The sequence below is a fragment of the Extensimonas soli genome, from assembly GCF_029211265.1.
GTDB classification, from domain to species: Bacteria; Pseudomonadota; Gammaproteobacteria; order Burkholderiales; family Burkholderiaceae_C; genus Extensimonas; species Extensimonas soli.
In genome coordinates this window covers 203961-226873 of the sequence record NZ_JARGEL010000013.1, presented here as the reverse complement: position 1 = coordinate 226873, position 22913 = coordinate 203961, and the positions used below count along the sequence as shown (strand labels likewise).

Annotated in this window: 19 protein-coding genes; 8 read left to right on the top strand and 11 right to left on the bottom strand. The window is 65.7% G+C overall.

The features are described 5' to 3' along the window. Position 1: 1 nt before the first annotated feature. A complete protein-coding gene (locus PYV55_RS05150; RefSeq protein ID WP_407066766.1) occupies positions 2-2677 on the bottom strand; it encodes a PD-(D/E)XK nuclease family protein in 2676 nt (891 codons plus the stop codon). Between the two features lie 119 nt (positions 2678-2796). Between PYV55_RS05150 and trxA the strand changes: the two genes are divergently transcribed. The 5 genes from trxA to PYV55_RS05125 all read left to right on the top strand — a co-directional run bounded on the left by trxA (position 2797) and on the right by PYV55_RS05125 (position 7178). Further along, the gene (gene trxA, locus PYV55_RS05145) at positions 2797-3129 is read left to right on the top strand and encodes a thioredoxin TrxA (RefSeq protein ID WP_275849612.1); all 333 of its coding nucleotides are present in this window, start codon (positions 2797-2799) and stop codon (positions 3127-3129) included. 253 nt (positions 3130-3382) lie between these two features. Continuing rightward, positions 3383-4645, top strand: coding sequence for a transcription termination factor Rho (rho, locus tag PYV55_RS05140; protein ID WP_275849611.1), 1263 nt, complete (start codon positions 3383-3385; stop codon positions 4643-4645). Between the two features lie 133 nt (positions 4646-4778). Further along, on the top strand, positions 4779-5039 hold the full coding sequence (locus PYV55_RS05135; RefSeq protein WP_144729202.1) for a type B 50S ribosomal protein L31: 261 nt from the start codon (positions 4779-4781) through the stop codon (positions 5037-5039). Between the two features lie 208 nt (positions 5040-5247). Next, the gene (locus PYV55_RS05130) at positions 5248-6975 is read left to right on the top strand and encodes a hypothetical protein (RefSeq protein ID WP_275849610.1); all 1728 of its coding nucleotides are present in this window, start codon (positions 5248-5250) and stop codon (positions 6973-6975) included. Continuing rightward, on the top strand, positions 6972-7178 hold the full coding sequence (locus PYV55_RS05125) for a hypothetical protein (RefSeq protein ID WP_275849609.1): 207 nt from the start codon (positions 6972-6974) through the stop codon (positions 7176-7178). Before PYV55_RS05130 ends, PYV55_RS05125 begins: the two co-directional genes overlap by 4 nt. On the opposite strand, the gene phoR is transcribed toward PYV55_RS05125, so the two are convergent. The 7 genes from phoR to pstS form a co-directional block, all read right to left on the bottom strand. Continuing rightward, the gene (phoR, locus tag PYV55_RS05120) at positions 7123-8475 is read right to left on the bottom strand and encodes a phosphate regulon sensor histidine kinase PhoR (RefSeq protein ID WP_275849608.1); all 1353 of its coding nucleotides are present in this window, start codon (positions 8473-8475) and stop codon (positions 7123-7125) included. The genes PYV55_RS05125 and phoR overlap by 56 nt on opposite strands. Positions 8476-8519: 44 nt before the next feature. Further along, positions 8520-9227, bottom strand: coding sequence for a phosphate regulon transcriptional regulator PhoB (gene phoB / locus PYV55_RS05115; RefSeq protein ID WP_275849607.1), 708 nt, complete (start codon positions 9225-9227; stop codon positions 8520-8522). A 12-nt stretch (positions 9228-9239) separates the two neighbouring features. Then, a complete protein-coding gene (phoU, locus tag PYV55_RS05110; RefSeq protein WP_275849606.1) occupies positions 9240-9944 on the bottom strand; it encodes a phosphate signaling complex protein PhoU in 705 nt (234 codons plus the stop codon). A gap of 16 nt (positions 9945-9960) precedes the next feature. Further along, positions 9961-10746: a phosphate ABC transporter ATP-binding protein PstB gene (pstB, locus tag PYV55_RS05105; protein WP_275849879.1), complete on the bottom strand. Its 786-nt coding sequence runs from the start codon at positions 10744-10746 to the stop codon at positions 9961-9963. Between the two features lie 29 nt (positions 10747-10775). Next, positions 10776-11633, bottom strand: coding sequence for a phosphate ABC transporter permease PstA (gene pstA / locus PYV55_RS05100; protein WP_275849605.1), 858 nt, complete (start codon positions 11631-11633; stop codon positions 10776-10778). Continuing rightward, the gene (pstC, locus tag PYV55_RS05095; RefSeq protein ID WP_275849878.1) at positions 11630-12610 is read right to left on the bottom strand and encodes a phosphate ABC transporter permease PstC; all 981 of its coding nucleotides are present in this window, start codon (positions 12608-12610) and stop codon (positions 11630-11632) included. Before pstC ends, pstA begins: the two co-directional genes overlap by 4 nt. Before the next feature lie 152 nt (positions 12611-12762). Beyond that, positions 12763-13809: a phosphate ABC transporter substrate-binding protein PstS gene (gene pstS, locus PYV55_RS05090; RefSeq protein WP_275849604.1), complete on the bottom strand. Its 1047-nt coding sequence runs from the start codon at positions 13807-13809 to the stop codon at positions 12763-12765. A 226-nt stretch (positions 13810-14035) separates the two neighbouring features. Here pstS and ppx point away from each other — a divergent pair, with 226 nt between their 5' ends. Both ppx and PYV55_RS05080 read left to right on the top strand, forming a co-directional pair. Next, positions 14036-15520 (top strand): exopolyphosphatase, encoded by a 1485-nt coding sequence (gene ppx, locus PYV55_RS05085; protein WP_275849603.1) that lies wholly within the window; start codon positions 14036-14038, stop codon positions 15518-15520. 24 nt (positions 15521-15544) lie between these two features. Beyond that, on the top strand, positions 15545-18199 hold the full coding sequence (locus PYV55_RS05080) for a cation-translocating P-type ATPase (RefSeq protein WP_275849602.1): 2655 nt from the start codon (positions 15545-15547) through the stop codon (positions 18197-18199). 5 nt (positions 18200-18204) lie between these two features. Here the strand turns inward: PYV55_RS05080 and PYV55_RS05075 are convergent, their stop codons facing one another. From PYV55_RS05075 to PYV55_RS05065, 3 genes are all read right to left on the bottom strand, one after another. Then, a complete protein-coding gene (locus tag PYV55_RS05075; RefSeq protein ID WP_275849601.1) occupies positions 18205-19182 on the bottom strand; it encodes a cation diffusion facilitator family transporter in 978 nt (325 codons plus the stop codon). A 95-nt stretch (positions 19183-19277) separates the two neighbouring features. Next, positions 19278-20333, bottom strand: a complete 1056-nt coding sequence (locus tag PYV55_RS05070; protein WP_275849600.1) for a DMT family transporter — start codon at positions 20331-20333, stop codon at positions 19278-19280. Between the two features lie 39 nt (positions 20334-20372). Further along, a complete protein-coding gene (locus tag PYV55_RS05065; protein WP_275849599.1) occupies positions 20373-21596 on the bottom strand; it encodes an MFS transporter in 1224 nt (407 codons plus the stop codon). 145 nt (positions 21597-21741) lie between these two features. Here PYV55_RS05065 and moaA point away from each other — a divergent pair, with 145 nt between their 5' ends. Continuing rightward, positions 21742-22878 carry a GTP 3',8-cyclase MoaA gene (moaA, locus tag PYV55_RS05060; RefSeq protein WP_275849598.1) on the top strand — a complete coding sequence of 379 codons (1137 nt, stop codon included), beginning with the start codon at positions 21742-21744 and terminating at the stop codon, positions 22876-22878. Positions 22879-22913 lie beyond the last annotated feature (35 nt).

The window sequence follows — 22913 nt, the reverse complement described above, 5'->3', positions numbered from 1 at the left end:
GTTATTGCCAAAAATCCTTGCGGCACAGGCCGCGCGCGGCGCAAAAGTCGCACACCGGGCCTTCGCCCAGGGCGGGCAGCGGCGCCCCGGCGGCGATGCGGCCCAGGTCGCTGCGGATGCCGGCGCGCAGCAGCGTGCGCAGCGCGAGCACGTCTTGTTGCTCGTAGGTCGCGGTTTCGCCGCGCTCGCCCACGTTCACATAGGCCGCGCGCAGGCGTTCGGCGCCGAGCAAGGCGGCGTAAAACGCGAGCTGCGTGTCCTCGGCACCGTCCGCGATGCGCTGCCTGGTCTTGGTTGCGCTCTCGGTTTTGTAGTCGATCACGAAGGGAATATGCGCGCCTTCTGGAACTTCAGGCGCTTCAGGGGATTCATGCGATTCGGCCACTTCATCGACGCGGTCGAGCTTGCCCACGAGGCGCCACTCGTCAAGTGCCTGTTCGAGCGCAAGCTCGGCCTGCAAAAACACCGCGCCCTGTTCCTCGTGCTGCGCGAGCCAGCGCAGATAGCCGGCGCGCAGCTGCGGCCAGGTCGCGGCAAAGGGCAGAAAGCCGCCCGCGTCCAACCCCAGTTGCGCCGTCGCGCTCTGCGCCGCGGCGTCAAGCAAATCCATGCGCACGGTCGTATCGGACGCAGGCGCATCACGCAGCCGCTCGTGAAAATGCTGCAGCACGAGGTGCAGCCAGCTGCCGAAATCGCGCTTGTCGATCTCGGCTTCGAGCTCGCCCACCTCCTGCACACCGAGCTGGCGCAGCGCAAAAAAGCGGTACGGGCAGGCGCGCAGGTCGGCGTACATGCTCGCAGAAAGCTTGCGCACGGGCAGCGGCGCGGCGCTGGGCGCGGGCCGCAGCGTGGGCGCGGCGCAGACCTCGCGGGCGCAGCGCGCGTCCACGCCTGGCTCAGTCACCCCGTCGCATTGCAAAGCCTGCAGCAAAGGGCTGGGCAACAGTGGCTCGCCGCCCTCGTCGCTGCTGCGCCAGAGCAGGTCCGCCGCTGGCAGCTGCATGGCAGTGCGCCAGGCGGCGCGCTGTGCGGCCGCGAGCTGCGCGCGCGTGGGCAGGCCCCAAGCGCTGCGCTGCGCCTCGCTCCATGGGCCCAGGGGCTCGGGCGCGGCCGGCAGGCGTTTTTCGTCGCAGCCGGGCAGCACCAGCGCATCGAAGGGGCGCGCGAGCAGCTGCGCGAGCGGCAGCACCACCACGCGCGCATCCTCGGGGGCCGGCGGCACATAGCGTGCGGCCTCGAGCACGGCGTCGGCCCAGCGCGTGAATTCGGCCAGCGTGAGGCGCTGCGCCGCGCCGTCCCAGTCGTCCATGCCCAACTGCAGCGCTTCGTGCAAGCGCAGCGCCTGCAGCACGAGCGCGCCCGCCGCATCGCCTTCGAACGGCGCCCACAGGCCGCTGGCCTGCAGCAACTCGCGCAGCGCACGCAGCCAGTCCGCGAGCGGCCGCGCCGCGTGCAGGCGCGCGCGCCAGCGCTCCACCGCAGCGACGAGCTCTGCCTGCGGCGGCAGCTCGCTCCAGTCGCGCGCGACCACGCTGCGCCAGCGCGGCGCGGGGTCGGCGCGCAAGATACGTTCGAACGCATCGCGCGTGGCGCCATCGACCGCCGACGCCTGCTTGAGCGCGTCGAGCACGGCGTCGCTCGCCGCGTCCCACGCGCAGGCCTGCAGCAACGCCATGGTCTGCGCCGCGGCGCGCGTGGTGGAAAGCGTCCAGCCCGTCTCGTCGCGCACGGCCACGCCCGCGCCCTCGAGCTGCGCGCGAATGCGGCGCGTGAGCGCGCGGTCGATCGCGCCCAGCGCCACGCGCGTGCGCCCTTGCACCAGGAGCCTTTCGGACTTTGGAATCGTCGGCTGCGGCGCATTCTCGCTATCGACGCCCAAAGTCCGACAGGCTCCTAGCCGCGCGAGCACGCAGGCGGCCGCGCGCTGGGCCTCGTCCTCGCCGTCGCTCGCGGCGTGCACGGCGATGCGCGGCTTGGCGTCGTCAGTGGCGCGCAAAAGCTCCTCTTTTTGTAGTTGCAGCACGAGCGCGGGCGTGCCACCAGAGTCATTCCAATATGCACACAATGCCTGCGCCAAAGGGTCGGGCTGCAGGCCTTCGAGCAGCACGAGCGCATCCGCCACCGCGCGCACCGCGGGCGTGAACAGCACGTCGGTGGGATGCGACGAGGCCAGCACCCACTCGAGCGCGATGCGCGCCACGGCGGCCTCATAGCGCAAGGGTTGACTGGCCTCCGGCGTGGGTAACAGGCTGCGCGCGTGCTCGCCCCAGGCAGCGCGTTGTGGCGGCGGCACGGCAGCGACGGCCGGAGCGAGCTGCGCGGCGGCCTCCTGCAGCGGCGCGGCCAGCAGCGCGCGCTCAGATCCCAACCCCGCGCGCTCGAGCAGGCTGCGCGCGGTCAAGACGTCGCGCGCCGCTTCGCCAGTGAAATCGCCCGCCGCCGGCACCCAGGCCGCGAGCGTGCGCGCCCAGCTGCGCGTGGTCGCAAAGCGCGGCGCAAAGCCCTCGGGCTGCCAACGCGCCCAAAAGCGCTGCGCCCACGGCAGCAGCTGCGCAAACGGCAGCAGCACCACGGTGCGCGCTTCTGGCACGGCATGCGCGCGCAGATGCTCCGCGAGCCTGGTAAAAACAGGGCGCCAGACGCTTTCGTAGCAATCGTCTGAAGCTATTGCATCCATAGCGTGCGCAGATGCAGCCACACCGCCATGCGCAGAATCGGTTTCTGTCAAAATGTCCCCAGTCAACTTAGAGCCTATTTCCATAGGCTCTTAGCAAGCCCCAGCAACAAGGAATCTCTATGGCCAACGAACTCATCAAACACATCTCCGACGGCAGCTTCGAAGCCGACGTGCTCCAGTCCCCCACGCCGGTGCTGGTGGACTTCTGGGCCGAATGGTGCGGCCCCTGCAAAATGATCGCCCCGATTCTCGACGAAGTCGCAAGCAGCTACCAAGGCAAACTGCAAATCGCCAAGATGAACGTCGATGAAAACCGCGCCATCCCCGCCAAGTTCGGCATCCGCGGCATCCCCACGCTGATGCTGTTCAAAAACGGCCAGCTCGCCGCGACCAAGGTCGGCGCACTGGCCAAGGCGCAGCTCACGGCTTTCATCGACGAGCAACTCGCTTGAGCCTTCTTTTTTGGTTTCCATTGTGCGGTGCGGCAGCGACAAGTGCCGCACCGCCATCGTTTTGCCGCGCGCCCCGCTGAGGGCGTTTTTCCTGTCATAATCAGCGCCCATTCGGCTGGCCCACAGCGCAGCCGGCCCGAGCCCACCGGGCTCACCCTCCGGGCAGACCCGCAGCGCCGACACCGCGCTTTGCCGGGGCCGCTGCCCCCTATTTCCCATCGCTTTCCCAGCCACTCCGCCAGGAGTCCCCTTCATGCACCTCAATGAACTCAAGGCACTGCACGTGTCTGAAGTCCTGACACAAGCCGAAGAGCTTGGCATCGAAAACACCGGCCGCATGCGCAAGCAGGAGCTGATGTTCGCCATCATCAAAAAGCGCGCCAAGACCGGCGAGCAGGTGTTTGCCGACGGCGTGCTCGAAATCCTGCCCGACGGCTTCGGCTTTCTGCGCAGCCCCGACACCAGCTACACCGCGAGCACCGACGACATCTACATCTCGCCCAGCCAGGTGCGCCGCTTCAACCTGCACACCGGCGACATGATCGAGGGCGAAGTGCGCATTCCCAAGGAGGGCGAGCGCTACTTCGCGCTCAACAAGCTCGACAAGGTCAACGACGGCCCGCCCGAGCAGAACAAGCACAAGGTGATGTTCGAGAACCTCACGCCGCTCTTTCCGAAAGAGCAGCTCAAGCTCGAGCGCGACATCAAGAGCGAGGAAAACATCACCGGCCGCATCATCGACATCATCGCGCCCATAGGCAAAGGCCAGCGCGCGCTGATCGTCGCGCCGCCCAAGAGCGGCAAGACGGTGATGATGCAGCACATCGCCCACGCGATCACCGCGAACAACCCCGACGTGCACATGATGGTGCTGCTGGTCGACGAACGCCCCGAAGAAGTCACCGAAATGCAGCGCACCGTCAAGGGCGAGATCATCGCCTCGACCTTCGACGAGCCCGCCACGCGCCACGTGCACGTGGCCGAGATGGTGATCGAGCGCGCCAAGCGCCTGGTCGAGCTCAAGAAAGACGTGGTGATCCTGCTGGACTCGATCACGCGCCTGGCACGCGCCTACAACAACGTCGTGCCCTCTAGCGGCAAGGTGCTCTCGGGCGGCGTGGATGCGAACGCGCTGCACCGCCCCAAGCGCTTTTTCGGCGCGGCGCGCAAGGTTGAGGAAGGCGGCAGCCTGACCATCATCGCCACCGCGCTGGTCGACACCGGCAGCCGCATGGACGAAGTGATCTTTGAAGAATTCAAGGGCACGGGCAACTGCGAAATCCACCTGAGCCGGCGCCTGTATGAAAAGCGCGTGTTCCCGGCGATCGAGCTCAACAAGAGCGGCACGCGGCGCGAAGAGCTGCTCTTGCCGCCCGAAATCCTGCAAAAGACACGCATCCTGCGCCAGTTCCTCTACAACATGGACGAGATCGAGTCCATGGAGCTCATGATCAAGAACATGAAAGCCACGAAGAACAACATCGAATTCTTCGACATGATGCGCCGCGGCGGCTGAGGGCTGAAGCCCGCAAAAAGGCCGTATGCGATAATAGAGGGCTTTTTCTGGCGGAAAGTACGCTCGATTCTCACGGTGCAGGGGTTGCGCCGGGTCAGGCGCGGCTGCCGCAGCACCCATCCAAGGAACGATCATGAAAGAAGGCATCCACCCCAACTACCGCGAAGTGCTGTTCGTGGACCAATCCAACGGCTTCAAGTTCGTCACGCGCTCGTGCGTGAACACCAAGGAAACCGCCAAGACCGACGACGGCCGCGAACTGCCGCTCTTCAAGCTCGACACCTCGAGCGAGTCGCACCCGTTTTACACCGGCACGCAAAAATCGGTGGACAACATGGGCGGCCGCGTCGAGAGGTTCCGCAACCGCTTCGGCAAGACCGGCGCCAAGAAATAATTCCCCGGTCGCTCGGGGCTGGATGCCGACATGGCCAGCGCCCGGCAGGCTGTGCGCAACGCGCCCTCCTGCAGCCCCCACCGAACAAGGCAGCGCGGCAGCTTAGGCCACCGCGCTGCCTTTTTCTTTTTTTCACACGCGGGGACAGCTCAGGGCGCTCGACACGCAGCGCCTTTCCTTGCCCGCATCACCACCTTTTCCTGACCCCGTGAACCCGCCCAACCCCGCCATCGTCAGCCAGGACGCCGCGCGCCCCTTGCCGCGCTGGGCCTTGCTGTTGCTGTGCCTGGCGTACGTCACGTGCGGTTTCGTCGGGCGCAACCCGTGGAAAAGCGTGGATGTGATGTCGCTGGGCTACATGCTCGAACTCGCCCGCGGCCACACGGATTGGTTCGCGCCGCAACTGCTGGGCCTGCCTGCTGCTGCCAGCGACGGGCTGCTGCCGTACTGGCTCGGTGCCTGGGCGATCCAAGTCGCCGCTCCCTGGCTCGATGCGGCCGTGGCGGCGCGACTGCCCTTCATTGCCCTGCTCGGACTTACGCTGCTCGCGACCTGGCGGGGCGTGGTTTACCTCGCCCGCAACCCGCAGGCGCAGCCCGTGGCCTTTGCCTTCGGTGGCGAGGCCAAGCCCTCGGACTATGCACGCGCCATCGCCGACGGCGCGCTGCTCGCACTGCTCGCCTGCCTGGGGCTGGCGCAACTGGCGCATGAGACGAGCAGCTACCTCGTACAGCTTGCCTGCACCGCGCTGGTGTTTTACGGCGCAGCGGCCCTGCCCTACCGCCGCCGGATCGCGCTCGGCAGCTTTGGCATGGGCCTGTGCGGACTCAGCCTTTCGGGGGCGCCCGGCATTTCGGTCCTGCTTGGGCTGGGCAGCCTGATACTTTTGTGGCGCGCACCGGCCGACGCTCTGCCACAAGCATCCATGCTGCGCAAGCGCTGGAGCCTGGCCATATTCACTTGCACGGCGCTTGCCGCTGCGCTCGCGGCCGCATTGGACCTGTGGCATTGGAACGTGGGCGACACCTGGCTCGATTGGCAGGATTGGCGCAATCTGCTGCGGTTGCTGCTCTGGTTCGGCTGGCCCGCGTGGCCATTGGCCTTGTGGACGCTGTGGCGTTGGCGCAAGCAACTTTTGCACACGCCCGGCCCTCCGCATTTGCTGCTGCCGCTGTGGTTCGTGCTGGTTTCGCTGGTCTCCACCTTCACCACCCAACCGGCCGACCGCAGCCTGCTGCTGGGCCTGCCGGCCATGGCCGCGCTCGCCGCTTTTGCCCTGCCCACGCTCAAGCGCGCGATGGCGGCGTTGATCGACTGGTTCACGCTGCTCTTTTTCACCGCGCTGGCACTCACGTTGTGGGTGGTGTGGGTGGCCATGCAGACCGGCGTACCCGCCAAGCCCGCGGCCAACGTCGCGCGGCTGGTGCCGGGCTTCGTGCCCGCATTTTCCTGGCTGCCCTTGCTGCTGGCGCTGGCCGCGAGTTTTTGCTGGTGCGCACTCGTGTGGTGGCGCGCGGCACGCCACCGCGCGCCGATCTGGAAAAGCCTGGTGCTGCCCGCGGGCGGCACTGTCTTGTGCTGGCTGCTGCTCACCACCGTGTGGCTGCCGGCGCTCGATTACGCGCGCAGCTATGCGCCGCAGATGCAGCGCCTGGTACATGCCATCGGCACGGCGCCGGGCTGCGTGCAGGTTGCCGGCGTCGGCCGGTCGCAGGTCGCGGCGCTGCTATACCACACGCGGCTGCAGCTCGAGGCCGCGCGGCCTGCCTCGGCCTGCCGCTGGCTCGTGGTCGATCCAGACAACTGGCCCCGACACACAGACGGCGTTGATGGGCGCCAATGGCAGCTCGCCGCACGCATCGTGCGCCCGACCGACAAGGACGATGCGCTGCTGCTGCTGCGCCGCATCACAAATACCACCGCAGTCGCGCCATGAGCGAGCGCGCCCTCATCGTGCGCCACGCGCTCACGGTGCTCGTGGGGCAGTGGGCACCGCAGCCTTCACCGCTCACGTTCTGGGCCACGAGCGCGCTTGCGCTTGCGCTTGTGGCGGCGCTGTTTTTGGCGCTGCTGCGGCGCGCGCTCAATGGGCGAGCGCAGGCTGCGCGGCCGGACGCAAACGGTTTGCCGGAAAGGTGACCGAAAAGGTCGAGCCTTTGCCCACCGTGCTTGTGATGTGCAACGCAGCGCCGTGGCGCTGCAGCACATGCTTGACGATCGCCAGCCCCAGCCCCGTGCCGCCCGTTTCGCGCGAGCGGCTGCGATCGACTCGGTAAAACCGCTCGGTGATGCGCGGAATGTGCTCGGGCGCAATGCCCACGCCCGTGTCGCGCACACTGAAAACCGCCGTGCCATCGTCTTGCGGCAACCATTCGACCGTGATGCTGCCACCCCCGGGGGTGTAGCGCACGGCGTTGCTGATAAGGTTGGACAGCGCACTTTGCAGTTCAGACTGCGACCCGGCGATCTCCCCTGCCTGCTGCAATACGTCCGCCGATGGGAATTGCAGGGTATGCGGGCGCTGCTGGTGCTTGGTAAGCAGACTGGACAAGGCCCGGGCCTCTTCTTCACAACGCCGCAGCAGCGTTTTCACCGGCGTCCATTCGCCCAGGCCGGGGAAGGGGCTGCCTTCCAGACGCGAGAGCGTCAGCAGGTCTTCCACCACGTGCTGCATGCGCGTCGCCTGCTGCGCCATCATGCTCAGATAGCGCGCACGCTCCTGCACATTCAGGGGCAGCGTCTGCAAAGTCTCCACGAAGCCCGAGAGCACGGTCAAAGGGGTGCGCATTTCGTGCGACACATTCGCCACGAAGTCACGCCGCATCGCATCAGCCTGCTCGAGCGCCGTCACGTCGCGCGCCAACAGCAGCATGCGCCCATCGGCATAAGGAAAGAGTTGCACCGAAAGGCGCACAGGATGTGCAGGCGTGCTGTCGCGCCCTTGCAGGATCACGTCGTGACTGAAGTCTTGCGCGGTCCAATAGGCGCTGAATTCGGGGGCGCGCACCAGATTGCCAATGAATTGCATGAGATCGCGCTGCACATCGAGGCCGAAATAAGCTGCGGCAATCTGGTTGCACCATTCAATACGCCCCTGGGCATCGAGCAGCACGACGCCGTTGGGCGTGGCCTGCAGCGCCGCCAGGACCTCCTGCAGGCGTGCCTGGCTTTTCCCGACCTGTGCCTGCGCTTGGCGCAGCAGACGGCGCGCGCGATCGGCGGCCTCGCCCCACATGCCGCGCAACTGCGGCACAGAAGACAAATCACCCATGCGCAGCCACCGCAGCACCCGTGTGCCGCGCCACAGGTCCAGCGCAAACCAGCCCCAGGCGGCGAACCCGGCCCCCACCAGCGCCCCCCACACCCCTTCCTGCCACCAGCCTATCGCACCGCCGATCAGTTGGAATACCAAAAAATACGCCGAACGCGAAAACATGCCGGGGTCGTGACGCGAAGAAAGAGAGAAAGAAGGAGCAGCGTTCAGGCCTGCAGCAAAGCCGGCGGCTGGCTCGTGAAACGGTATCCCGCGCCGCGCACGGTCTCGACCATCACGCCGGCGGCGCCCAGGGCCTCGCGCAGGCGCTTGACGTGCACGTCGACCGTGCGCTCCTCGATGAACACATGGTCGCCCCACACCTTGTCGAGCAACTGCGCCCGGCTGTGCACGCGCTCGGCATGCTTCATGAAAAAGTGCAGCAGCTTGAACTCTGTCGGCCCGATCTTGAGCGCACGCCCTTGGTAGGTCACGCGGTGCGTGGCAGCGTCGAGCACCAGTTCGCCCTGCGCCACGCTGTCGTTGACCTGCTCGGGCGCGCGGCGGCGCAGCACGGCGCGGATGCGCGCGAGCAACTCCTGCGTGGAAAAGGGCTTGGTGATGTAGTCGTCGGCGCCGGCATCCAGCCCCGCGACCTTGTCAGGCTCGTCGCCGCGCGCCGTGAGCATGATGATGGGGACGGACTTGCTGCGGCTGTCGGCTCGCCACTTTCGCGCCAGGGCCAGCCCGCTTTGGCCTGGCAGCATCCAGTCGAGCAGGATCACGTCGGGCAGCACCGCATCGATCTCCCGCTGCGCCGAATCACCATCTTCCGCCCAGATGGGCTGCAAACCATTGTGGCGCAGATTCACCGCGATGAGCTCGGCAATGGCGGGCTCATCCTCGACGATCAAGACCTGTGGCATTTTTTTCATCCGCACTCTCACTCAATGCATCAAGGTGGATTCGATTTCGTCCATGGTCCTGTGGCGCACATCCTTGCCTTCCACCAAATAGATGATCAACTCGGCCAAGTTCTTGCAGTGATCGCCGATGCGCTCTATGGCCTTGGCCAGGAACAGCAGGTCGAGGCTGGGCGAGATCGTGCGCGGGTCTTCCATCATGTAGGTGATGAGCTTGCGCACGAAGCCGTCGAACTCCTGATCGATCAGGTCGTCTTCTTTGAGAATGGCGATTGCCGCCTTGGTGTCAAGGCGGGCCAGCGCGTCGAGTACCTTGCGCAACTGTCCCGCGGCCATATCAGCCGCCACACGCAGTTCGCCCGCGGGCAAGGAGCGCGCGACGCCGCTCTCTATGATGGACTTGACCATGCGCGCCATGCGGTTGGCTTCATCGCCCATGCGCTCGAGATTGGTCGTGGCTTTGGAAAAGGCAATCAGCAGGCGCAAGTCCCGCGCCGTGGGCTGGCGCCGGGCGATGATGGTAGTCAACTCCTGGTCCACCTCGACCTCCATGGCGTTGACGCGGTGCTCGATCGCCATCACCTGCAGTGCCGCATCGATATTGAACTGCGAAAGCGCATAAATTGCCTGGCGAATCTGCGCCTCGACGAGCCCGCCCATTTCCATGAGGCGCGCGGACACCGTATTGAGTTCGTTGTCGAATTGCGACGAGAGATGCTTTTCTGTCATGGTTTGTCTCCTTGCCTCAGCCGAAGCGGCCGGTGATGTAGTCCTCGGTCTCCTTGCGCTGGGGCTTGAAGAACATCTGTTCCGTCTCGCCGAACTCGACCAGGTCTCCGAGATACATATAGGCCGTGTAATCGCTGACACGCGCCGCCTGCTGCATGTTGTGCGTGACGATCACCACCGTGTATTCGCCCTTGAATTCGGTGATCAATTCCTCGACTTTGCCCGTGGAAATCGGGTCGAGCGCCGAACAGGGCTCGTCGAGCAGCAACACTTCGGGCTTCACCGCGATGCCGCGCGCGATGCACAGGCGCTGCTGCTGCCCGCCCGAAAGGCTGGAGCCACTTTGCTGGAGCTTGTCCTTCACTTCGCCCCACAGCGCCGACTTGCGCAGCGCCCATTCGACGCGATCGTCCATGTCGGAGGCACTGAGGTTTTCGAACAGCTTCACGCCGAAGGCGATGTTGTCGTAGATCGACATGGGAAACGGCGTGGGTTTTTGGAACACCATGCCCACCTTGGCGCGCAGCAAGGCAACATCCTGTTTGCTGGTGAGCAGGTCTTCACCGTCGAGCAATATCTGCCCTTGCGCGCGCTGCTCCGGGTAGAGCTCATACATGCGATTGAATGTGCGCAGCAAGGTCGACTTGCCACAGCCCGAAGGCCCGATGAAGGCCGTGACCTTGTGTTCCGGAATATCCAGCTGGATGTTTTTCAGGGCGTGGAATTTGCCGTAGTAAAAATTCAGGTCACGCACCGCGAGCTTGGGGCGGACGGCTACGGGAGCTGCGGCGGCAGATGCGATGGACACGTTGAAATCCCTTCTTGCTTTGTTCACTTTTGGCGCGTCAGCACGCGGGCCAGGATGTTGAGGCCCAGCACCGCAAGCGTGGTCAAAAACACCCCAGCCCAGGCAAGCTGCTGCCAATTTTCATAGGGGCTCATGGCAAATTTGAAAATGGTCACGGGCAGGCTTGCCATGGGCTTGGACAGGTCGGCGCTCCAGAACTGGTTGTTGAGCGAGGTGAACAGCAGCGGCGCCGTCTCGCCCGCAATGCGCGCTACTGCCAGCAGCACGCCCGTGATCACGCCAGCGCGCGCCGCGCGCAGAGTCACCATGGTGATGACTTTCCACTTGGGCGTACCCAGCGCATAGGCGGCCTCGCGCAGGCTGGAGGGCACCAGCAAAAGCATGTTTTCGGTCGTGCGAATCACCACGGGGATCACGATCAGGGCCAAGGCGAACACCCCTGCATAGGCCGAAAAGCTCCTGAAGCGCGCCACCACCGCGGCATAGACGAAAAGACCGATGACGATGCTGGGCGCGGAAAGCAAGATGTCATTAACGAAGCGCGTGACCGAAGCCAGCCAACTCGTACCCCGGTCATACTCAGCCAGAAACACGCCCGCCATGATGCCTATGGGCGTGCCAACGAAGGTCGCCAGCAGCACCATCATGAACGACCCGAAGATCGCGTTTGCCAAGCCACCGCCATCTTCATTGGGCGGGGGGGTCATTTGCGTGAACAAGCTCAGGCTGAAGCCGCCCAAGCCAAGCCGCAAGGTCTCCCACAATATCCAGAGCAGCCAAAATACCCCGAACGCCATCGCGAGCAGCGACAAGGTCAAGGCAAAATAATTGATGCCCTTGCGTTTGCGATAGAGCGCCATGCGCTGTGCTGCGGTGCTCATGTACGTGCTCCTTCATTTTTTTGCAGACGCATCAGCAAGACCTTGGACAGCGCCAGCACCACAAAAGTCACGAAGAACAGCACCAAACCAAGGTAAATCAGCGACGCCTGGTGCAGCCCCTCGCCCGCTTCGGCGAACTCGTTGGCCAGCGCTGAGGTGATGCTGTTGGCAGCCTCGAAAAACGAAAAAGTCTTGAGCTGGTTCATGTTGCCGATAACGAAGGTCACGGCCATGGTTTCACCCAGCGCGCGCCCCAGCCCCAGCATGATGCCGCCGAGCACGCCAGTCTTGGTGTAAGGCAGCACAACCTTCCACACCACCTCCCAGGTCGTGGAGCCCAGCGCGTAGGCAGACTCCTTGAGCATGGGCGGCGTCACCTCGAACACATCGCGCATCACGGATGCGATGAAAGGGATGATCATGATGGCCAGAATGATCCCGGCCGACAAAATGCCTATCCCCACGGGCGGCCCCGACACCAAATCTCCGAAGAAGGGCACTCCCTGGAACAGGGACTGCAGCGGCTGCTGCACGAAGCGCGAAAGAACGGGGGCGAACACCAGCAGCCCCCACATGCCATACACGATGGACGGCACCGCTGCCAGCAACTCGATTGCCGTGCCCAGAGGGCGCTTGAGCCACGCAGGCGACAGCTCCGTCAAAAACAAGGCGATGCCGAAACTCACGGGCACCGCAATCAACAAAGCGATGAAAGAGGTCGCGAGCGTGCCATAAATCATGACCAGCCCGCCGTACTCGTCCTGCACCGGGTCCCATACGCTGCGCCCCAAAAAACTCAGGCCGTAGCGCGCGATGGAAGGCCACGCCCCCACTACCAGCGACACCATAATACCCACCAGCAGCAGCAAGGTCAGCGTGGCGGCAGCACGCGCGAGCCAGCCAAAAATCTGATCGGCCAGCACATTCGAGATCGCCGGCGGACGAGGCGGCGGTGTGCTGCGTTCGGCGCCAGCCACTGCTTTGGCGGACGGCGCCTGGCTCACAGGTAAGGTAGTGGACACGTCAGCAACCTCTGGACATAAAACAAAAACCGATCCAAACAACCTGTCTTCGCAAGACAAAAGCTGGCGGGGCCGCTCCAGCTACGCTAAACGGCCCCGCCCATGGATCACTTCAACGCGATCGGATGACCCGAGGCATCCTTGATTTCAGCCCAAGACTTCACGACCATGTCCTTCACGCTCGCGGGCAGCGGGACATAGTCCAGATCCGTGGCCGTCTTGTCGCCATTTTTGTACGTCCACTCAAAGAACTTGAGCGACGCAGTGGCTTCGGCAGGCTTTTCCTGCGCCTTGTGCATCAGGATGAACGTGGGGTTCGTGATCGGCCAGGTGGCGTTGCCAGGCTGGTTCGTCAAGATCAGGTAAAAGCTCTTGGGCCACACTGCGCCGGCAGCGGCAGCCTTGAAGGCATCGTCGTCGGGCGAGACGAAGCGGCCGGCAGCGTTCTGCATCTGCACATAGGCCATCTTGTTTTGCTTGACATAGGCGTACTCGACGTAGCCGATCGAATTCGGCAGGCGTCCCACGAAGGCGGCGACGCCTTCATTGCCCTTGCCACCCGCGCCCACGGGCCAGTTCACTGCAGTGCCCTCACCCACCTTGCTCTTCCACTCAGCGTTGACCTTGGAGAGGTAGTTGGTGAACACGAACGTGGTGCCCGAACCATCGGCACGGCGCACCGGCGAAATGGCCGCATCAGGAAGCCCCACTCCGGGGTTCAACGCCACGATGGCAGGATCGTTCCACTTGGTGATCTTGCCCAGATAAATGTCACCGAGCACCTGCCCGTTGAGCTTGAGCTTGCCGGGCTCCATGCCCTTGATGTTGACCACGGGAACCACGCCACCGATCACGGTCGGGAACTGCACCAGGCCCTTTTTCTCGAGCTCATCCTCTTTCAAGGGCATGTCGGACGCGCCAAAAGCCACGGTCTTGGCATCGATCTGCTTGATCCCGGCGCCAGAACCCACAGACTGGTAGTTGACCTTCACGCCCGTCGCCTTGTAGTAATCGGCCGCCCACTTGGAATACAACGGGGCCGGGAAGCTTGCGCCCGCACCGGTAATTTCCTTCACTTCCTGCGCATAGGCGGCAGAAAACATACCAGCAGCTGCAACGCCAGCCGCCAAAACACGAGACAAGGACATCTTCATGGAAAGACCTCTTGAGAGTGAGTAGAGAGGCATGAATGTAGTTGCGCTTTATGACAGTTCCATGACCTCAGCAAATCCATTATGCGCAGCCTGTTTTATTCGTCACGTTTTTGTCACAAACGAAACCTAGCATAGATTGCACATGCGCAGCCCAGGCCAAGGTGTCTGCAGGCTTTTTCTGTCTGTTAAGCTTCCCGGCTGGAATTGGCGCGACCTGCGCAAGAAAATGCACAACGGAACATTGCTCGCAGCTGTGGATCTCGGCTCCAACAGCTTTCGTCTCGAAATCGGCCGCTTCGCTTACGGCCACATCCAGCGCACCGAATACCGCAAAGAAACCGTCCGTCTGGGCAGCGGTCTCGATGAAAACCGCAACCTCACGCCCGAATCCATGCAGCGCGGCTGGGATTGCCTGGCACGGTTTGGCGAACGCCTGGCAGATTTTGCGCCCTCGCAAGTGCGTGCCGTGGCCACGCAGACGCTGCGTGAAGCGCGCAACCGGCAGGAATTCTTGGCGCACGCGCGCGAAATCCTCGGCTACCCTATAGAAGTCATCTCCGGCCCCGAAGAGGCGCGGCTGATCTACCAAGGCGTCTCGCGTCTGCTGCCGCAGTCCGATGAGCGCCGGCTCGTGGTGGACATCGGCGGGCGCTCCACCGAGTTCATCATTGGCCAGCAATTCACGCCCCACGCCATGGCATCGTTTCGTGTGGGCAGCGTCGCTTGGTCCATGCGCTACTTTGCCGACGGCGCTTTCACACCCGAGGCTTTCCTGGCCGCAGAAATTGCCGCCAAGGCCGTGCTCGACGAAGCGCTGGACACCTTCCACCCGGGCGCCTGGAGCGTTGCCTACGGTTCTTCGGGAACGGTAGGCGCCATAAGTGACATTCTGATGCTGGCCAATGTCTGCCCCGCCGACGTCGTGACCCTCGATGGACTGCACTGGCTGCACGAGCGCCTGCTGCGCGCGCAGAGTGCCGACCGCGTGCGCCTCGACGGGCTCAAGGACGACCGCCGGGCCGTGATTGGCGGTGGCCTCAGCGTGCTCAGGGCCATTTTCGAACTGCTGCAGATCGAACAGATGCAGGTGGCGCAGGGCGCGCTGCGCCAAGGAGCGCTGTATGACCTGCTAGACCGCGAACAACCCGACACCGATTTGCGCGACACCACGGTACGGGGACTGATGCAGCGCTTCGCCGTGGATGCCGCCCAGGCCGAGCGCGTGGCACGCACGGCTCAGGCGCTTTTCGTCCAGGCGATGCCCGAGGACCACGCCGGCGCAGCGCGCGAGCTCGAATGGGCCGCACACCTGCATGAAATCGGCAGCCTGATCTCGCACAGTGAAGCGCACCGGCACGGCGCCTACATCCTGGACAACACCGACGTGCCTGGCTTCACCGTGCCCGAGCTGCACCGGCTGGGCCTGCTGGTGTTGGGGCAGCGCGGCAAGGTGCGCAAAATCGAGGCCGAACTGCACAATGACCCCAACCTCGCCCGCCAACTGCTGTGTCTGCGGCTGGCCGTGGCGCTGTGCCATGCACGCCGGGAGCCGGACATGCTCGGATTGACACTGCAAGCGCACAGCGCCAGCCACCACCTCAGCACCCGTCCCGGCTGGACTACCGCCTACCCGCAATCGGCCTATTTGCTGCGCGAGGAAGCCCTGGCCTGGCAAAAAACTCCTTGGGAGCTGCTGCTAGAGTTGCAATAAGCGTCCCAACGCGCCGGAGTTGCCATGCCTTCCACCCAGAGCCACGCATCCCCCACTCCTGCAACTGCTGGCGCCGCCAGCGCTACCCCTGACACATCGTCCTTTCCAGGTGGTCTGAGCAGCACCGAAGCAGCGCGCCGCCTGGCCGCCGACGGCCCCAACCTGTTGCCTGGCAGTGCGCCCAAGTCCATCTGGGCGATCGTGCGCGAGGTGCTGACCGAACCCATGTTCCTGATGCTGCTGGCTGCGGGTGGCATCTATCTGGCGCTGGGCGACCGGGGCGAAGCCATGTTCCTGCTGGGCTTCGTGTTCGTGGTCATCGGCATCACGCTGGTGCAGGAGCGGCGCACGCAACGCGCGCTCGAATCACTGCGCGACCTGTCGGCACCGCGTGCGCTGGTACTGCGCGACGGGAAGGAGCAGCGCATCCCCGGCCGCGACGTGGTGTGCGGCGACCTGCTGGTACTGCACGAAGGCGACCGCATTGCCGCCGATGCCATGCTGCTGGATGGCCAGCTCGAGGTCGATGAATCGCTGCTCACGGGCGAATCCGTCCCCGTGGCCAAGCTGCCGCGCCCGGGCACACCCGGCTCGGCCAACGCCAACGCCAGTGCGCAGGACGAGGAAGCGCAGCAGTTGTACGCCAGCACCGTCGTGACGCGCGGCATAGGCATCGCCCAGGTCTGCGCCACGGCGGCCAAGACGGCCGTGGGGCGCATAGGCGCCGACCTGGCCGCGACCGTCGAGCCGCCTTCGGCGCTGCAACGGGATTCGCGCACCCTGGTGCGTCGCATCGGCCTGCTGGCAAGCCTGCTGGCCGTGGCCCAGGTGCTGCTGGGCTGGTGGTGGGATGGCAGGCCCTTGCTCGAAAGCCTGCTGTCCGGCATCGCGCTCTCCATGGCCATCCTGCCCGAAGAAATCCCCGTGATCCTGACCGTGTTCCTCGCGCTCGGCGCCTGGCGCATCGCACAGCAAAAGGTGCTGACGCGGCGTGTGTCCGCGGTCGAGGCGCTGGGCGCGATCACCGTGCTCGCTGTGGACAAGACCGGCACCCTCACCGTCAACCGCATGGCCGTGGCCGAGCTCGCCACCCCCGAGGCGCATTTCCGCCCCGAAGGGGCGCAAAGCCTGCCTGAGCCATTTCACCCGCTGACCGAATTTGCCATGCTGGCCACGCCGGGCGATCCGTTCGATCCCATGGAAAAAGCCATCCAGGCTTTCGGCCACCACTGGCTCGCGGGCACCGAGCACGTGCACGATGGGCGCGAGCCCGAGTTCGAGTACGCGCTCTCGGGCGAAATCCTGGCCATGACGCGCGTCTATGAGAGCAGCGCCCCGGCGCAGCACCTGCTCGCCACCAAGGGCGCGCCCGAGGCCGTTGCCGATCTGTGCCACTTGGCACCTGCGCAGCGCGAAGCCATCCAGCGCCAGACGCAGGCCATGGCCGAGCGCGGGCTGCGCGTGCTGGGCGTAGCGCGCGGACGCTGGACGGATACGGATACCGCGTCTGCGGCAGACGGCTCGCCGCCCTGGCCGGCGAGCCAGCACAACTTCGAATTCGAATTTCTGGGCCTGGTGGCACTGGCAGACCCGCCGCGCGCCGACGTCCCTGCCGCGCTGGCCGAATGCCGCGCCGCCGGCGTGCGCGTGATCATGATGACGGGCGACCACCCCGCGACGGCGCGAGCCATTGCGCAGCAAGTGGGCTTGTCGGAGCGCCCCGACGTCATCACCGGCGCCGAGATCGAGGCGCTCGACGATGCCGCCTTGCGCGCGCGCCTGCAGCACGTGGACTTGTGCGCACGCCTCAAGCCGCAGCACAAGCTGCGCCTGGTACAAGCGCTGCGCGCGGACGGCGAGGTCGTGGCCATGACCGGCGATGGCGTCAACGATGCGCCAGCGCTCAAGGCGGCGGACGTGGGCATCGCCATGGGCGAGCGTGGCACCGACGTGGCGCGCGAGGCCGCCGCGCTGGTGCTGCTCGACGACAGCTTTGCCCGCATCGTCGCGGCAATCCGCCAGGGGCGGCGCATAGACGACAACATCCGCAAGGCCACGCGCTTCGTCTTTGCCGTGCATGTTCCCATCATTGCGCTGGCGCTCGTACCCACGCTGTTGCACTGGCCAGTGCTGCTACTGCCCGTGCATATCGTGCTGCTGGAACTGCTGATCGACCCGATCTGCTCCATCGTCTTCGAGGCCGAACCCGAAGACGAGGACCTGATGCAGCGCCCGCCGCGGCCCGTTACGGATTCACCCTTTGCCGCCGCACCGCTGCTGCTCGGCGCCGCGCAAGGCGTGGGCATGGGCGCCGCACTGCTGGCCGGGCAAGCCTGGCTGGTGGCCGCGGGCTGGAGCGCCGCGCAGGGCCGCGCCGTGGTGTTCTGCACGCTGGTGCTGGTCGTGATGCTATTGATTCTGGCAAACCGCGACCTCGCGCATCCGCCCTGGCATGGCATTACCGACCCCAACCCCTGGCTGCGGCGCATGGCCGGGGCAATGGGGCTGTTGCTGCTCGCGGTGCTGGGCGTCCCGTGGCTGCGCGAGCTCATGGGGCTGGCCCTGCCGGGCACGCAAGGATGGCTGGCCGGCGCTGCCCTGCTGGCACTGTGCCTGGCCTGGCTCGAACTGTTGCGCCGGGTGAGCCGGCTCTGGCAAGGCCGCCGCGTCAGCCGCTGACAGGCTCAGCCGGGCACCTGATCGCGCCCGCCCTCGGCAATGCGGGGCAGCGGGGCATGGTCCAGGTCTGGCCGGCTCCAGGGGTCGATGTGGCTCATGAGGTTGAGCACGCGATGGCGCTGCAGCACGCGGCGCCGGGCCTCGACGGCGATGTCGTGCCCCGCCTCCACGCTCAGGCTCGCGCCGACTTCCAGGTGCGCATCGACCAGCATCATGTCGCCCATCTTGCGCGTGCGCACGTCGTGTACGCCGCGCACGCCAGGCGTCTCGAGCAAGGTCTGGCGGATCGCCTGCACCTCCTGTTCGTCTGCGGCGCGATCCATCAGGTCGTGCAGCGCATCCCAGGAAAAATTCCAGCCCATGCGCGCCACCATGAGGCCCACGATCAGCGCCGCGATCGGATCGAGCAGCGGGTAGCCCGCCAGATTGCCCGCAATACCTATGCCCACCACCAGCGAAGACGCCGCATCCGAGCGCGCATGCCAGGCGTTGGCCACCAGCATGCTCGACTTCACCCGCTTGGCCACGGCGAGCATGTAGCGGAACAACAGTTCCTTGCCGAGCAAGGCCGCGCCCGCAACCCACAGCGCCACCACGTGCACCTGCGGCAACTCGTGTGGATTTTCGAGCTTGGTCAGTGCCGCCCACAGCATGCCCAGGCCCACGCCCAGCAGCAGCAGCCCCAGTGCCAGCGAGGCCGCCGTCTCGAAGCGCTGGTGGCCGTAGGGGTGGTCGGCATCGGCATCTTTTTTGGCATGGTGGTTCGCCAGCAGCACCACGAAGTCGGCCACGAGGTCGGACAGCGAATGAATGCCGTCCGCCACCAAGCCCTGCGACTTGGACAGAATACCCACGACGATCTGCACCGTCGTGAGCACCAGATTGACCGCCACACTGACCCAGGTGCTGCGCGCCGCCGCCGCCGCGCGCTCTTCGGGCGTGTGCAACGAGTCTTCGGAATCGTCTTCGGGGGTGATCAACATGGGGTGCAAGAGGTGAGTGGCCAAACCCGGATTGTGCATGGTGCACGCGCTGCGGTGGTGCCTCCGGCATGTCCATGGGCTACACAGTTCATCCGTCAGCGCTCCCCCTCGTGCCGGTGCGTGTGGTGCAGGTCCGGCGCATGCGCATGGCGGTGCGCCGTGGGGGCATGCTGGTGCCAGTGGCTGTGGCTGCCCTGCGGCATGGGCTCGTGCGCGTGCGCGTGGTGACCGTCGTCGTGCCGGTGCGCATGCTCGTGCTCCAGCGCCTCATGCACATGCCAATGCGCATGGCGCTCGGTCAGGTGCAGCACCACACCCAACCCCATCAGCAGCCCACCCGGCACAGCCAGCCCGCCCACGGCGCGCTCCCCCCAGGCCCAGGCCCACAGCGCGCCGATGAAGGGCGCAAAGGCAAACACCGAAGCGGTGCGCGCCGCACCGAAAGCACGCTGCGCCAGCAGGTAAAAGCGCAGGCTCAACCCATAGCCCGTGGCCCCCACGGCCAGCAGCCCCAGGGCCACGCCTGGCGCGGGCCAGGGTTCATGCCTGGCCCAGGCCAGCGCGGCCGAAGCTGTGGCCCCCAGGGCGGCCTTGCACCACACCACCTGCGCAGGGTCGCGTTGCGCCAGCGCACGCGACAAGCTGTTGTCCACCCCCCAGGCCACGGTGGCCAGCAGCACGGCCAGCAAGCCCGCCACCTGCGCGCGGCCCTGCAGTCCCTGGTCGAACACCAGCAGCGCGCCCCCGGCCAGCAGCAGGGCCATGGCGGCGCCGGCGCGGCGGCCCAGGCTTTCGCGGTACAACACCCAGGCCAGCAGCGCGGTAAACAAGGCCTCGAGCGTGAGCATCAAGGAAGCACTGGCGCCGCTGGTGCGCTGCAAGCCCCAGGCAAGCGCCACCGGCCCCAGCACCGCTCCGAAACCGGCCATGGCCAGCAGACGGGGCAGGTCCGCACGGCGCAACCGCGCCTCTTTCTCCACGGGCTGGCGCAGCGCCAAGCCCAACAGGGCCGCGCCGGCATACAGGCATGCTGCCGTGCCAAAAGCGCCTATGTCCCGCCCCAGGCGCTGCACCAGCGGCGTGCTCGCCCCGAACAATACCGCCGCGAGCAAGGCCAGCAGCGCACCCTGCCATAGGCCCTCTTTCCTCATACTGGCTCCGCCCTGCACCCCATGGTCTGACGCAGCCTATTACCCACGCCCGTCTGCAGCCACTGCCGCCGGACGCATGCGCACAAAAACCCCCATGGCCGCCAGCGACAGCAGCGCCGCCACGCCAAACGCCCAGGACGGCGCCAGCGCCCAGAGCGCGCCGGCCACGAGCGAAGCCGGCAGGTACAGCACGCCCGTGACCGAGTTGTAGATGCCCATCGCCGTGGCACGACGCTCGGGTTCGAGGTCGGCGATAAAGGCCTTGCTCTGCGACTCTTCCACGGCATAAAACAAGCCGTACACGGCCATCGCCGCCGCCATCTCCCAGCGGCTGGACACCACGATCATCCACAGGTTCACGAGGGCGTACAGCGCATACCCCAACAGCACCACCCGGCTGCGCCCCACCAGGTCGCCGAGCCGGCCCATGAACGGGGCGGCCAGCACGCAGGTGACGTTGAACAGTGCGTAAAGCAGCACCACGTCGCGCATGCCAAAACCCAGTGCATGGGCCTTGAGCAAAAAGAAGCCTAGGCTGAAATACGCGAGCGCAAACACCCCCGCCGGCACCAGAAAGCGCTTGAAGCCGGGGCTCAGCTGGTGCCAGTTCTGGCGCAAACCCTCGCGCGCATGCGGCACGCCACGCTGATCAGGCACGCGCGTGAGCACCAGCACGCTGAGCACCGCCGGCACGAACGCCGCCCAGAACAAAATGTGGTAGGTGTGCGCCGATTCGCCCAGCCAGCTCAGCAGCGCGTAGGCCAGCAGCGGCCCGAGCACCGCGCCGGCCTTGTCGAGCGCCTTGTGCACGCCAAAAGCGTAGCCGCGCTTGTCCGCCGCGGCGATCGAAGACAGCCAGGCATCGCGCGGCGGCCCGCGAAAGCCCTTGCCCAGACGCTCGACGACGCGAAACACCGCCAGCCCCGTGACGGACGAAGTCACGAGCAAAATCATCTTCGCAAGCGTGGAAAAGGCATAGCCCGCCGCTGCAAACCACTTGCGCTGCCCGCTGCGGTCCGACAGCCAGCCCGAGAGGTAGTTGAGCGAGGAGGCCGAAAAATCTGCGAGCCCCTCGATCAACCCGAGCAGCGCGCTCGAGGCCCCGGCCACGGTGGTGAAAAACACCGCAAACACCGAAAAAATCATCTCCGAACTCACGTCGGTGAGAAAACTCACGAAGCCGAGCTTGAGCACGTCGGGGTGCAGCCGCGCGCGCGGCGCAGTCGGTTCGGGAGGGGACTGGGGCGAAGAAGGAGCGGACATCGAATGCCCTCAAGGGGAAGTGAAGAAGCGCCGCAGTCATGCACCGGCAGCAACGCACCGATAGCAAGGAAGCGCACAGGCATAACCCTATCGGCAGAATAGCATGGGGGCGGCCGGCGCGCCTGCGGTCACGATAATCCCTGCCATGCCAGAACGCACCATTCCCGTGCTCGATTGGCGCCGCAGAGCACGGCCTGCCACCATTCCACCCTCCCCCGCCGCACCGACGGGCGTGTTGCACGATGCCCTGGGCCGCCCGCTGCGCGACCTGCGCATCAGCGTCACCGATCGCTGCAATTTCCGCTGCGGCTACTGCATGCCCAAAGAGGTGTTCGGCAAGGACTACCCCTACCTGCCGCACAGCGCACTGCTGCGCTTCGAGGAGATCACGCGCCTCGCGCGCCTGTTCCTCGCGCACGGCGTGCGCAAGATCCGCCTCACGGGCGGCGAGCCGCTGCTGCGCAAGGACATTGAAGCGCTCGTCGCCCAGCTCGCCGCGCTGCTCACCGTCGATGGCCGCGCACCCGAAGTCACCCTGACCACGAACGGCGCGCTGCTCGCACGCAAGGCGCAGGCGCTGAAGGACGCGGGGCTTGACCGCCTCACCGTGAGCCTGGACGCACTCGACGATGCCGTGTTCCGGCGCATGAACGACGTGGACTTTCCCGTGGCCGAAGTGCTTGCAGGCATCGCCGCCGCGCAGCAGGCGGGGTTTGCGCGCATCAAGGTCAACATGGTGGTCAAGCGCGGCACCAACGACCCGCAAATCCTGCCCATGGCGCGGCACTTCCGCGGCAGCGGCATCACGCTGCGCTTCATCGAATACATGGACGTGGGCAACAGCAACGGCTGGCGCATGGACGAAGTGCTGCCGTCCGACGAATTGCTCGCACGCCTGCGCGCCGAATTTTCGCTGGTGCCATTGGCACCAAGCGCCCCCGGCGAAACCGCCGAGCGCTGGGGCTATGCCGACGCGCAAGGTCGCCACGACCCGGCGCTGGGCGAGATCGGCCTCATCAGCAGCGTCACGCACGCCTTCTGCCGCGACTGCAACCGCGCACGCCTGTCCACCGAAGGCCAGCTTTTCCTGTGCCTGTTTGCCCACGAAGGCTGGGACTTGCGCAGCCTGCTGCGCTCGGGCGCCGACGACGGCGCCATCGCCGCGGCCATCGCGGCCATCTGGCAAGGCCGCACCGCGCGCTACTCTGAACTGCGCAGCACCTTGCCAGCCGCACCAGCCCAAGGTGCACGGCGTGTCGAGATGAGTTATATCGGCGGCTGAGAGGCGGTGCGCCGCCTCTCAGAGCAGAAGGCGCC